Source organism: Rubrivivax gelatinosus IL144, assembly GCF_000284255.1.
In the GTDB taxonomy this organism is placed as follows: domain Bacteria; phylum Pseudomonadota; class Gammaproteobacteria; order Burkholderiales; family Burkholderiaceae_C; genus Rubrivivax; species Rubrivivax gelatinosus_A.
Window position 1 is genome coordinate 3,165,668 of sequence record NC_017075.1, and the last position, 12,508, is coordinate 3,178,175.

Below are 12,508 nucleotides of genomic sequence, written 5' to 3' on the forward strand. Positions count from 1 at the left end.
GGTGACGACAAAAAGCGCTGTCGTGAAAGCGTCCGCTGCCGAGACGATGTCCGGATCGAGGCGCAGGGGATGGGCGGAATCTAGGCGCGCGAAGCTGCGGGCAACACCCCCTAGCTCCGCCGGGAGGCAGCAGCGCAGGCGCGCGCTGCGTGCCGACCCCGGGCAGGCTGACGCCGAGCGGCCCCGCCGCTCAGGCGTAGCGCCCCACCAGCCCGCCGTCGACGACCAGCTCGGTGCCGGTGATGTAGGCCGCGGCGTCGCTGAGCAGGAAGGCGCAGGCATGCGCCACCTCCCAGGCGGTGCCCATGCGGCCCATCGGCACCTGGCGGTCGCGCGCGGCCCGGGCCTCGTCCAGGTCGGCGGCGAAGCGGTCGGCCACCGTCCTGGCGATGCGCGGCGTGTCGATCAGCCCCGGCACCACGCAGTTCGCGCGCACGCCGCGGCCGGCGTATTCGAGCGCGATCAGCTTCGTGAAGTGCGACAGCGCGGCCTTGGTCACGCCGTAGGCCAGGTGCGGATAGCCGAGGTAGCGCAGCCCGGCCACCGACGAGATCGTGACGATGGCCCCGCGCCCGCGCTCGGCCATGCCGGGCAGCACCTGCTGCGCCGCCGTCAGCAGGCTGCGCACGTTGACGGCGTGGATGCGGTCGAGGTCGGCCGCGCTCGTCTCCATCGGCCCGCCGGTCTTGCCGATGCCGACGTTGTGATGCAGCGCATCGACCGGGCCGAAGTGCTCGGCGGCCTCGGCGAAGATGCGCACGATGTCGGCCTCCTGCGCCATGTCGCCGACGAAGGTCTCGGCGCTGCCGCCTTCGGCGCGGATCAGCGTGGTGGTCTCGTCGGCCGAGCCGCGGTCGCGGTCGGCGACGCAGACCTTCGCGCCCAGGCGCGCATAGGTGATGCAGGCCGCACGGCCGATGCTGAAGCCGGGCCCGGACGAACCGCCGCCGGCGACGAAGACGACGCGGTCTTGAAGGCTCAAAGGCAGAGCGGTCGGCGCCGGGCTCATGCCGCCAGCCCCACCGTCATGCCGCCGCAGACGTACAGCACCTGCCCGGTGACGAAGCCCGCGCGTGCGTCGAGCAACGAGGCGACCATATGCGCCACTTCGGCGGGCTGGCCCATGCGCCGCAGCGGGATCGCATCGACGATCTGCTGCGTGGCCGGCGCGCCCGGCGGGTTGACGCGGTCGAACAGCGGCGAGGCGATCGGGCCGGGGCCGATGGCGTTGACGGTAACGCCGTAGGGCCCCAGTTCGAGCGCCATCGTCTTCGCCAGGCCGTGCAGCGCGGCCTTGCTGGCGGCATAGGCGCTGCGTGTGGCCTTGCCGATGGCGGCACGGCTGCTGATGTGCACGATGCGGCCGAAGCGCGCCGCTTTCATGCCCGGCAGCAGCGCCTGCGCGCAAACGATGGAGCCGCCGACGTTGAGCGCCATCACCGCCTGCAGGTCGGCCAGCTCGGTCTCTTCGAACGAGGCCGGGCGCACGATGCCGGCGTTGTTGACCAGGCGCGTGATCGGGCCTTCGCGTTCGATCACGGCCGCCAGCGCCGCCCGCAGGCCGGGCTCATCGGTCAGGTCGGCCTGCACGAAGACCTCGTCGGCGTGCGCCGCGGCGGCCGGCTGCAGGTCGAGGTTGACGACGCGGTAACCGTCGGCCCGCAGGCGCTCGACCATCGCCCGGCCCAGGCCGTGGCTGCCGCCGGTGACGAGCACCCGTTCAGCCATGGTCGATGACCGTCGGCATCGCGTGCTCCACGGTGTCCCAGATGAAGCGGCCCGAGGGGCTCTGCTGTTCCTCGACGATGTGCGCCACCAGCCCGGCGGCACGCGAGATCACCGCGAAGCCGCGCATCACGCCGGTGGGCACGCCGATCTCGCCCAGCAGCGCGGCCACGGCGCCGGTGGCGTTGATCGTGATCGCGCGGCCCGCCACCTCGTCGACCGCGGCCGACAGCGTCATCAGCGCGGCGATCTTGTCGCCCTTCAGGTCGGGCTCGGCGCGTGCCATCTCCAGCAGCTTGTAGGCGCGCGGGTCCACCGGCTTGTGCAAATGGTGGCCGAAACCCGGCACCGCGCTGCGTTCGGCCTTGTGCTGGCGCGCGATGGCCAGCGCCTCGGCCTTCTGCGCCTGCGCATCGCCCGCTGCCTGGATGCGGTCGAGCAGGCGCGAGCAGTTCTCCATCGTGCCGACGAAGCTGCTGCCCACCGCCAGCAGCCCGGCCGAGACGGCGCCCTGCAGGTTCTCGGGCGCGCTCATGTAGATCAGCCGCGTGGCGATGGCGCTGGGCGTCAGGCCGTGCTCCATCAGCACGATCAGCACCGCGTCGACGATGCGCATGTCCACCGGCCGCGGCTCGCGCGCCAGGATCTGCATCACCATCACCTCGGTGAACGTGCGCCGGCCGAGCAGGTCGTCGACGAGGTTCTTGTCGCGGTAGTGCAGGCTGGTCAGCGTGTGGCTGCACAAGCGGGTCTCGGGCACCTTCTGGGTCGTCATGTCGGGTCTCCGGATGTCGGTGCCGAAGACAGCGCCATCTCGCGCACCTCGGTCTTCAGCACCTTGCCCACCGGCGAGCGCGGCAGGCTGGCGTGGAAGTGGATCTGTTTGGGCGTCTGCACGGGCCCCAGCTTCTCGCGCACCCAGGCGATCAGCTCGGCGGCCGTCGCGCTGGCGCCGGCGCGCAGCTGCACCGCGGCCTGCACGGCCTCGCCCCACTTGTCGTCGGGGATGCCGAAGACCGCGCACTCGTGCACCGCGGGGTGCTGGCCGAGCGCGTTCTCGACGTCGATCGGGTAGACGTTGAAACCGCCGGTGATGACCAGCTCCTTCAGCCGGTCCTTCAGGAAGAGATAGCCGCGCGCGTCGATGAGCCCGCGGTCGCCGGTGTGCAGCCAGCCGTCGACCAGCGTCTCGGCGGTCTTGTCAGGCAGACGCCAGTAGCCGCTCATCACCAGGTCGCCGCGCGCGACGACCTCGCCGATCTCGCCGGGCGGCAGCAGCCTGCCGTCGGGCGCCATGATCTCGACGTCGCTGAACCAGCTGCGCCGGCCGACGCTGGCCCAGTTGCCTTCGTCGTCGAAGTCATCGGGCCGCATCAGCGTCAGGATCTGCGGCGCTTCGGTCTGGCCGTAGGTGGTGCCCAGCACCGGGCCGAAGAAGGCGCGCACCTGGCGGATCTTCTCCGGCGGCATCGGCGCGCCGCCGTAGATCAGCCGGCGCAGCCGCGGGTAGTCGGCGCGGCTGCTGCCCGGCAGGGCCATCAGCATGTAGACCAGCGTCGGCGGCATGAAGCAGCAGGTGCCGGCACGGTCGCGAAAAGCCGCGCGCACCGCCTCGGCACCGGCCTGGGCCAGCACGACGTGGCAGCCGCCCTGCGCCAGGATCGGCATCACGTAGGTGCCGGTGCCGTGCGTGATCGGCGCGGCCAGCACGTAGCGCTCGTGCTCGTCGAAGCCCCAGCCGTGGATCTGGTTGGTGATGTTGGCCAGCCAGGCGCGATAGGGCTGCATCACGCCCTTGGGCGCGCCGGTGGTGCCGCCGGTGAACTTGATGGCCTGCGTGTCGCCGTCCTTCAGGCCCAGCGCGGCGAGGTCGATGCGCGGCGCGCCGGCGTGCTGCGCGATCAGCGTGGCCAGCGTCGGCTGCGCGTCGGCACCGACGGCGCCGGTCCAGATGCGCTGCGTGTTCGCCGTGGCGATCAGCGCCGCGCTGTCCGGATCGACGACGACGATGCTGGGCTCGGTGATGTCGACGATGCGCTGGATCTCGGGCGCCGTGCTCTTGACGTTCAGCGGCACCCAGACCTTGCCGGCCGCCAGCGTGGCCAGGAACGCGAGCAGGTGCTCGCGCGAGTTCCTGGCCAGGATGCCGACGCGGCTGCCGGCCGTGGCGTCGAGCGCGCACAAGCCCGCAGCCAGCGCCGCCACCTCGCCGGCCAGCACGGCGTAGCTCGTCAGGCCTTCGGGCGCGTCGATCGCGCTGCGTTCGGGCCAGCGCGCCGCGGCGCGCCAGAAGAAGTCGATCGGGAACATGCGGTCCTCGTGTCGGCGCGGCCGTCAGTCGGCCCGGGCGCCGGAGGCCTTGACCACGGCGTTCCAGCGCTTGATCTCGGCGGCGGCGAACTTGCGCATGTCGGCCGGCGAGCCGCCCGCCGGCGTGGCGCCCATCTCGGCCAGGCGCTTCTTCACCTCGGGCAGCGCCAGCACCTTGGCGAGTTCGGCGTTGAGCTTGGTGACGATGGCCGCCGGCGTGCCCGCAGGTGCGGCCAGGCCGAACCAGCTCTGCACGTCGAAGTCGGCGTAGCCCGACTCGATGAAGGTCGGCACGTCGGGCAGCAGCGGCGAACGCTGCGGGCTGGTGATGGCGATCGGGCGCAGCCGGCCGCTCTGGATGTGCGGCATCGCCGACGGCGCGTTGTCGAACATGCTCTGCACCTGGCCGCCGAGCAGGTCGCTCACCGCCGGCGCGCTGCCGCGGTAAGGCACGTGCAGCATGTTCAGCTTGGTCATCATCTTGAACATCTCGCCCGACAGGTGGATGGACGAGCCGCTGCCCGAGGACGCGAAGGTCACGCCCTGCGGCTGCGCCTTCGCGTAGGCCACGTACTCGGCCAGCGTCTTCACCGGCACGTCCTTGTTGACGACCAGGATGTTGGGCACCTTGGCGATCAGGCCGACGGGCTCGAAGTCCTTCTCGGGGTCGTAGCCGAGCTTGGGGTACAGCGTCGCGTTGATCGTGTTGGCGATCGTGTAGACGTAGAGCGTGTAGCCGTCGGCCGGAGAACGCGCCACGGCTTCGGCGCCGACGTTGCTGTTGGCACCGGCGCGGTTGTCGATGACCACCGTCTGGCCCAGGTTGTCGCCGAGCTTCTGGCCGACCAGGCGCGCGATGACGTCGGTGGCGCCGCCGGCGGCGTAGCCGACGACCAACTTGATCGGCTTGTTCGGGTAGGCGCTCTGGGCCAGGGCGGGCAGCGCGGCGCTGGCCCCGGCCAGGGCAGCAGCGGCGATCCAGGTGCGGCGGGTGATCCGGTTCATGTCTGTCTCCTTCGTATGGCGGCGAGCCCACGTTGTGCGGCGCTGCGACCTGAGAAAATTCTTCGCGATGGGGTCCGACAACACGCCTTCGAACGTCCGCCTAGCGGACGAACTTCGGGATAGTCCCAGGCCGCCGGCCGACGGCGAAGGCCGCACGCTGCGCCGCGGCCTGCTGCTGCTGGACAGGCTGCAGCGCGCCGGCGACGTCGGCCTGCGCGTGGTGGAGTTGTGCCGCGCCAGCGGCCTGCAGCGCGCCACCGTGCACCGGCTGCTGGCGACGCTGCTGGACACAGGCCACGTGCAGCGCAGCGGGCGCTTCCACTACGTCGCCGCCGTGCGGCGCGAGCCGCAAGCGGCCGCGGCGTCGGACCTGGCGCGGCGCATCGCGCCGGTGCTGGCGCGCATCAGCAAGGCCTGCGGCGACGCGGCTTTCGCCGTCGTGCGCGAGGGGCACAGCTCCTGGTGCGTGGCGCGCCACGTCGGGACCTACCCGGTGCAGATCCTGTCGGTGCAGATCGGCGCGCGCCAGCCGCTGGGCGTGGGCGCCGCCGGGCTGGCGCTGCTGGCGGCCTTGAGCGACGACGAGGCCCAGGCCGCGATCCACGGCCACGGCGTGATGCTGGCGCGCTACGGCGGCATGACGCCCGAGCGCCTGGAACTGCTGGTGCGCAATACGCGCGAACGCGGCTGGTCGGTGGTCGGCAACCACGCGGTGCAAGGCGTGCTGGGCGTCGGCCGCGCCGTCTGCGACGCCGATGGCCAGCCGCTGGCCGGCATCAGCGTGGCCGCGAGCACCGCGCGCATGACGAGCCACCGGCAGCGGTGGATCGCGGGGTTGATGAAGGAGGCGCTGGGGGATTGGGAGTGAGGCGGTGGCCGGAGCGCCGGTCCAGCGGGTCGACCCAATACGTCGAGAATTCCATGCGACGCGCCGTCACAGGCTGAAGGGGCGATGGAAGACACTGACCGAATCCCCACGGGGCCGGCCCGGCCGACCTGGCTTCAAACGTTCGCGCTGGCGATCGTGGTGGTGCTGTTGCTGCGGCTGGGGATCGCCAGATTCGTCCCGCCGGCCGACGTGCCAGCCGCCAACGACCTCGCCTTCTGGGCCTTCCCCGCCTTGGTCGCGCTGCGCTGGATGGCATGGCTGCCCGAGGGCCGGCAGCGTGCGGCGCGAACCAAGCGCTCGCCGTGGGTGCGCATCGCCGTCCTGCTGATCCCCGGGGAGTTCGTCGGACTGTGCCGATGGCTGGCCGTGACCGCCGGGGGCTGTCTGAGCTGGATGCTGCGGCGTCCGCCGCCTCCGCGACCGCCGGGCCGCCCGATCGAGGATCGCCGCAAGGGCGTCTACGACGGCCTCATGGTGCTCAACCTCGTCTCGTTCGTTCCCGAGATCCCCATCAGCCTGGTGCTGCTGTCATCGGTCCAGGGTCACCTGCTCGTGCACGTACTCGTGCATACGGCCGAAGTCCTCGCCATCGTCCTGCTGCTCGGTGACCGCTGGCTCGTGCGGGCCGGAGGGCACGTGCTGACCCGCACGCATCTGGACTTGCGCGTCGGCGCCCGTGCCGCCGCGCGCCTGCCCATCGAGGACATCGCGCATGCCGAACGGCTCGACAAGAAGACCAGCTATCGCGCCTGGTGCCGCAGCCACGGCACCGTGCTGCGCGAGACAGGCGTCATCAGCGTCTTCGACGACCCGAACCTTGTCCTGTCGATGAGGCCGGGTGCCGCACTGTGCTGGACGCGCTTCCAGTTCGAGCGACCGCTGCCGCGGCACCTGTTCGTCTACGTCGACGATCCGGCGGCGCTCATCGGGGCGATCGAGGAAGCGAAACGCTCGACACTCGATTAACTGCCCCGGAGGGACTCGAAGAGTTGCCTAAAGCGTTGTCGGCGCTTGGTTTTTTCCGCGGGCGGCCGGAAATTTGTTCCCCAGGGCGTTCCCCCGTCGGGAAAGTTACAACTCGGAGGACTCGAACTGGGGTCCGAGCGGGGCGAGGAGCGGAGGCTGGGCTCAGTCCCCGAGGCTTGCGACAGCGTCAACGAGACGGGCTTGGAAGTCGATCCGGATGGTACGCCGGAGCGGTGCTCCAGCGGGATCGCGGCCCGCGCGGCGTCACTGGTCATCTGCGCGGCCACGAGTCGCTCGGCGTAGCCGTCGGCCCGGTTGGCCTCGATATTGACCACCAGGCCGTGACGGTTGTCGGTCTTGACGTGGCCCATGTAACTCGGGAGCGCTGGCGCCGCATCGCCCTTGCGGTACAGCTTGGCCTGGGGGGCGGTGCGCGATGCTTGGGTCTCGTTGCTGCGCGGCCCGCCGTGCCTGTTGTTTGGCGGCAGGCCGTCATCGCTGCCGTCCTTGCGCGGCACGCTCTTGTGGCTGGCCCAGGTCTGGAGCAGCGTGCCGTCGAGGCTGAAGCGCTCGCACGAGAGCAGCCCGCGCGAGCGCCCCATCTCCACCGTCGCGTTGAACTGTTCGGTCGCCACGTCGTGCTCGATGAGCCGGCCGCGGTTCTTGCTGAACACTGAATGGTTCCAGACCGCATCCTCGATGGACAGGCCAAACGGCAGGTTGCAGGAGATCTGCTCGACGAGCTGTCGCGCGCTGCGGATGCTGTAGAGCACCTGCAGCAGCATCGAGCGCATCAACTTCTCCGGCGCGATGCTTGGGCGCCCGCCCTTGATGTCTGCCTCGTACATCGCCGAGAACCGCGAGTCCATCTTGGACAGGGCGTCGTTGATCCACAGCCTGATCGGGAGCAGCGGGTGGTTGGCCGGGACGAAGTCATCCAACTTCACCGTGCTGGACAGCGATTCGTTGTGGCCGCCGGCGCCTCGCATCGACCTCGTCCTCAGTTCTCAATGGCTGGATGCTCTACGCCGCGGGGCGGGGCGTCCAGAGGTTCTTCAACAGCGTGCTAGGCACAACGCCATGCAGGCCACGCCCGCAGCATCGTCACTGCATCGCTTCCGTGCTGAACAAGTTCCATCGGGAGCGCCGTTCCCGACCTGCTCCTTGATTCATTGACTGGACTAATAGTTGATATAAGGCAAGCGCGCCGAGGTTGTTGCGCCTTTCAGGGTGCCATCAATCGGGCTGCAAGGCAGCTTGATATGCGCCATACAAAATCTGGTCGACGTCGGGAGTCTTCTGGCAGCCTCCTCCCCCCGCAAACACGTGGTTGACCACATTTCGCAGTCGTGCATCTAATTGCATAAGTATGGCTGATGTGTTACGGCCCTGTTGGGATAAATTTGGGTCGTTCGCTTACATGAGTGGCCGCCTAATTTGGTACGGCAATACAGCGTCTTTGCGAGGGCTGCATAGGTACGCCGGAATAGGGCGGCATCCTGGTTGAATGGGTTATGAAATCGACATATCAAATTGCAAGAGGCTCCGGTATTGCACTGATGCCGTCGTGGCGGAGTTTTTTCTGTCTCGCAAGGTTGGTAAATAAGGGATATTCTGTCTCGCCAGGCATTTTCGTGTCCTAAAGTGCTTCGCGACACCACTCAACTGCCTGAAGGCGCTCAATTCTATGTTTGATTATTTTCGTGGCAAGAAACTGAGCCTCGGTGAACGATTTCGATCATTTGTTGCTCCTGGGGCATGTTCGATTTCGGCGGTTGTTCTATTTCTCGCGATGATCTCTGGAGCGGCCTCGGCAGACCAATTGACCGACGCAAGCAGAGTATGGTCGGGGGACTATCGCTGCGCTAATACTCCGGGTAAAGCAGTTCTTGAGTTCAAGGAGCTCAGGCCAGAGGACGAGAGGCCGGATCGCTTGATTGTGTCAGCCATCTTGTCTTTCGAGGAGGGTGGAAGCAAGGCGGTTGTCCATCTTGGCGGGAAGGTGACTGATAATAATAGACCGAGCGCGCTGACTGTTAGAGATTGGATTGAGCGACCCGTCGGGGTCAACCTAAACATGGTCAGAATGGCGGCAAATCGAGATACGGCGGGTGGGCTCCGAATGTGGGTGAATTTAATGGGGCGCCCCGAATGCAAAATAACCGATATCGAAACGTCCGCATTCTTTATGTATCCGGGCAGAACTGCGCCCCCTGAAAAATCAAACAGGAAATAGTGGTGGTGCAACGCTGCAGTTTTGCTGGTTCCGATTTTCGCGGCATGCCCGGGGTCGTTTGGTCTTGACGGTTTCGTATCTTCTATCCTTCCCGTCTCCCGTTTTTATCGCTGGCAAGCTGGATCAGCTTGCCTCCGGCGGCATTGCTTTCAATTTGCTATCACGTGCAGGCAGGTAAGCCCGTCCTTTACTGAGCCGCAGTCGAAAGTTCCCTGGGTTCACACTTGCACCTTAGTAGTCAGCGCTCCACTATGCGCTCAGGATGCTATGCCTCTGGCAAAGCAAACGAGCGTTCGGTCTAGCGGATTCTCGTGACACGAGCAGTGGGAGAGCATCTGCCTAATCACTTTGCTTTCTGGTGGTGGCGGGGGATTGGCTGTCCTCGGGGATTCGTTCGATCCCTTTCCTGTGATTTGGCGGCGCGTCCGCGCTCGCAGTTAGATAGGATGGCCTTTGCTGTGCAGTGCTATTGTGGCGAGTTGATCGCTTCGGTGGTATTCGGGTGTTGTCTTTGGCTCTTGTGTGTTGGCTGATTTTTAATAGGTTGCGGGCTATTCTGTTATCGTCGGATTCCGCTTTGTTGCGGCATCTCGGGCGTCTACTGGAGGGTGTCGTGCAGGTGTCAGATGTTTTGTTAATGAACTCAAAGCTCCGACTGCTTATCGGTGCCGCTCTGTTGCTTCCAGTATTTGTATTTGCGCAGATACCCGACGGGTATGAGAGGGTCCGCGCGTTGCCGGCTCCACTGAATAAACCTCGCTTGGACAGCGATCCGTCGCCTCAATGTAAGTCGATGATTTTTGCGAAAAGCGCTGCGAGTTGGGAGAATACGCCCCTCAGAAGGCTGCTGAAGGAGTATGTGAGGTATTATGATAAGTTTCAGGCTGCTGCGGAGTGTAGGCTGTCCGATCGGAATGACCTAGTGTCTATTGATGGAAGGTTTGTTGCATCTAGAATTCAGCAGGCCTTGGGTGTACCTGTTACTGGTGCGCTGACTCTCAATCAAGCGAAGCATTTGGCCGGACTGGCATTTCCCGAAGATAATCCGTATGTGGCATTGGATCGTGAGATTATTGCAGATGCCAATCAGGCTGATCTCGATCGTAAAGTCGCGCCTAACAGCAGGAGGGTCTGGGGAGACCTAACACGGCCTCCCCATATTGTGGATTTTCTTCCTGCGCCGCGAAAGTTGCAGCCCTCTGACTGCCAAAGGCTTGAAAAAGCGGAGGAGGCAACATTCATCGATATGGTTCAGAAGGGCGTCATTGCGCCAGGATATCTTCAGAGCAGGGAAAGACGCTTTAATTTGTTGCCGCGCTCTTGGAATAAACTCCGAGAGGACTATCCAGAGCTTGAGGCATGGCATGCCCGCTTTGGGTCGGAGGCATGCATTCGCATAGTCGCATGGAAGTACTTGCAAAGCGCACTAGGAAATCAGTCCAATTTCTTTAGCGATATCTCTGCGGGACAAGTCAGGCAACTACTTATGTCGGCAAAGTCCGACCTGAACGCCGCACTTGAGGACTACCATAACCTGAGGATAGAACAAGAGAGAAATTGGCGAGCCGATGCTTCAAAATATGCTGCAGCCGAATCAATTTTGACACCTGCCAAGAGTGTAGAAATAGGTGGCTGGTTGAAGGGGGTTTCGTTCAGGGAGGCTCAAGCCGCGTTGCCGGCAGCGCTGTGTTCGATAAGTGGTTCGTCGTTCGAATGTGCGGCTGCATCGTTATGCAGAGCAGAAAGAAGTGCGATCAAAGAGACGGTTGAACCCAATCTCGCTTCCGCCGAGTCGCTTTGGAATAGGCGCGCAGAGTTTGGGCCGCTTGGGAAGTTGATTGCACTGCAGGACGCATACCGTCAGTGTGAGCTTCGTGCGGAAGTTTCGCCTGCCGGTATGTCTGCTATCACATTATTTGGCCACAAGGTAGAAAAACTCACTGGAGTCCGCGCTGCCTCAGAGGGTAGTAAGTTAAATAGGTTGATCGCCGAGGTGGATGACGAGGCGGGGGTGGTTTCGGCATTGACCGATACATTGGGTGAGCCTAGAAGGGAGATTCGGATTAGAAAGGGGATGGGTCTTGTTGGGATAGAGACGATTTCAACGGTGGATAAGTATGGGCTTACGGCGTCATCCTACAACAAGCCGGTGTATGGCGACACCGAGTATCACGACCAAGAATGGATCTGGCGAATTGAAAAGCTTGTCCGTGTCAATGTGCTTTTAGGTGTTGTGAAAGTTAATTTTTTGCCGACGCGCTGAATCCATTGTTTTGCGTTTGTCTCGACCGATCAGGTGTCTGTTCGTCGACGAGGGCGCGCGGGGCGTATTATGCGAATCGCCAAGGAGTTCCAAGCGGTTCCATGGACTAGGGTTTAGTGACGGAGGTCTTGCAGCGGTCAATGAACTGGGGCGCGGGCTGCGGCATGTCGGTTAGTAGTGCAGTTTCTGTCGCCTGAGCGAAAGTCTGCTCACCCATCAGCCTCCTGAAGCTCCGCCCATCCGCGACCAGACGCTCCATGAGCACGACTTCCTGAACGTTCGCCACGGGGATCCATTCGGGGCTGCACGCCATCAGCGCCATATCGAGAACGGTGGCCGCTCCGATGTCGTCAAGCGCCACGGTGCCTGCCATCACCATGTGGAGCAACGGTGCGGCTTCCCACAACCCCAGCAAGGCCGCATAGCGGTACTCAGTGCGGCGGGCGAGTTCTCCGCCCAGCATCAACGGACGATCGGGCAGGTGCTTGAGCCGGGCGCGAGCCCGATGCTGGCCGATCTGCAGCGCCTTCAGTTCCCCGACGATGAGCATCAGCGGTGATTCGCCAGCTCCAGTCGCGAGCAGCAACTGGCGCCAGACAGCCTCGCGCCGTTCGCGGATCTTCTCGGCACGCTCCACGCTGAAGACTTCCGGCACGAACAGATGTTCCGCCAGCGGGCCCGACGGTGTCGCCATGTTCCGGGCCGCCGCGAGCAGATGCCGGCGTACGACACCCCAGTGCCGCTTGCCGGCAAAGCCTGAATGCCAGCGCGTCAGTTCGGCGCGAACCCAAAGTTCATGCAGCATCCGGAGCAGCGAGAAGTCGTCACCGTCTGCTCTGCGCTGTGTGGCGTTTTCGGCTGTCTCCACAGTCGGAGTCGGTGTCTGTGCGGTGGGCGCGCGGCTTTCAGCCGTCTCGCGTGCCGCGGCAGGGCCTGCGGCATGACCGACGCGCTCTACCGGCGCCTTGTAATGCGGGCAACCCGGCGCATGGCGGTTTCCGCTCAGCGGCATGCGCTTGACCAAGTGCCGGGTGCCGAGCCGGGCGATGTACATCGGGCACGCCGCCGGACACGCACAGACACAGCGGCCGCATGCCACCGCTGTGACCGCTTC

The 12,508-nt window shown here is 65.2% G+C and carries 9 protein-coding genes and 1 pseudogene; 3 read left to right on the forward strand and 7 right to left on the reverse strand.

The genetic code is table 11. The annotated features are described in order from the left end of the window. Nucleotides 1-190 precede the first annotated feature (190 nt). Genes RGE_RS14510 through RGE_RS14530 form a run of 5 tightly spaced genes read right to left on the reverse strand, consistent with a single transcriptional unit; the run spans nt 191 to nt 5,040 of the window. The gene (locus tag RGE_RS14510; RefSeq protein ID WP_014429179.1) at nt 191-1,009 is read right to left on the reverse strand and encodes an SDR family NAD(P)-dependent oxidoreductase; all 819 of its coding nucleotides are present in this window, start codon (nt 1,007-1,009) and stop codon (nt 191-193) included. Beyond that, on the reverse strand, nt 1,006-1,728 hold the full coding sequence (locus RGE_RS14515; RefSeq protein ID WP_014429180.1) for an SDR family NAD(P)-dependent oxidoreductase: 723 nt from the start codon (nt 1,726-1,728) through the stop codon (nt 1,006-1,008). The genes RGE_RS14510 and RGE_RS14515 overlap by 4 nt, the downstream gene beginning before the upstream one ends. Next, nucleotides 1,721-2,500 (reverse strand): citryl-CoA lyase, encoded by a 780-nt coding sequence (locus tag RGE_RS14520; protein ID WP_014429181.1) that lies wholly within the window; start codon nt 2,498-2,500, stop codon nt 1,721-1,723. Before RGE_RS14520 ends, RGE_RS14515 begins: the two co-directional genes overlap by 8 nt. Then, on the reverse strand, nt 2,497-4,035 hold the full coding sequence (locus RGE_RS14525; protein WP_014429182.1) for a class I adenylate-forming enzyme family protein: 1,539 nt from the start codon (nt 4,033-4,035) through the stop codon (nt 2,497-2,499). Before RGE_RS14525 ends, RGE_RS14520 begins: the two co-directional genes overlap by 4 nt. A 24-nt stretch (nt 4,036-4,059) precedes the next feature. Further along, the gene (locus RGE_RS14530; protein ID WP_014429183.1) at nt 4,060-5,040 is read right to left on the reverse strand and encodes a tripartite tricarboxylate transporter substrate binding protein; all 981 of its coding nucleotides are present in this window, start codon (nt 5,038-5,040) and stop codon (nt 4,060-4,062) included. 67 nt (nt 5,041-5,107) lie between these two features. On the opposite strand from RGE_RS14530, the gene RGE_RS14535 reads away from it, so the two are divergent. Both RGE_RS14535 and RGE_RS14540 read left to right on the forward strand, forming a co-directional pair. Continuing rightward, complete coding sequence (locus RGE_RS14535) at nt 5,108-5,908, forward strand: IclR family transcriptional regulator (protein ID WP_014429184.1); 801 nt, start codon at nt 5,108-5,110, stop codon at nt 5,906-5,908. A gap of 84 nt (nt 5,909-5,992) precedes the next feature. Continuing rightward, nucleotides 5,993-6,895 carry a hypothetical protein gene (locus tag RGE_RS14540; protein ID WP_014429185.1) on the forward strand — a complete coding sequence of 301 codons (903 nt, stop codon included), beginning with the start codon at nt 5,993-5,995 and terminating at the stop codon, nt 6,893-6,895. 248 nt (nt 6,896-7,143) lie between these two features. On the opposite strand, the pseudogene RGE_RS14545 reads toward RGE_RS14540, so the two are convergent. Continuing rightward, nucleotides 7,144-7,884 (reverse strand): annotated as a pseudogene (locus RGE_RS14545) (transposase); the annotation flags it as partial. Between the two features lie 1,884 nt (nt 7,885-9,768). Between RGE_RS14545 and RGE_RS24115 the strand changes: the two are divergent. Next, nucleotides 9,769-11,394, forward strand: a complete 1,626-nt coding sequence (locus RGE_RS24115; protein ID WP_148280197.1) for a hypothetical protein — start codon at nt 9,769-9,771, stop codon at nt 11,392-11,394. Between the two features lie 106 nt (nt 11,395-11,500). On the opposite strand, the gene RGE_RS23740 is transcribed toward RGE_RS24115, so the two are convergent. Next, nucleotides 11,501-12,493 carry a DUF1173 domain-containing protein gene (locus RGE_RS23740; RefSeq protein WP_259376177.1) on the reverse strand — a complete coding sequence of 331 codons (993 nt, stop codon included), beginning with the start codon at nt 12,491-12,493 and terminating at the stop codon, nt 11,501-11,503. Nucleotides 12,494-12,508 lie beyond the last annotated feature (15 nt).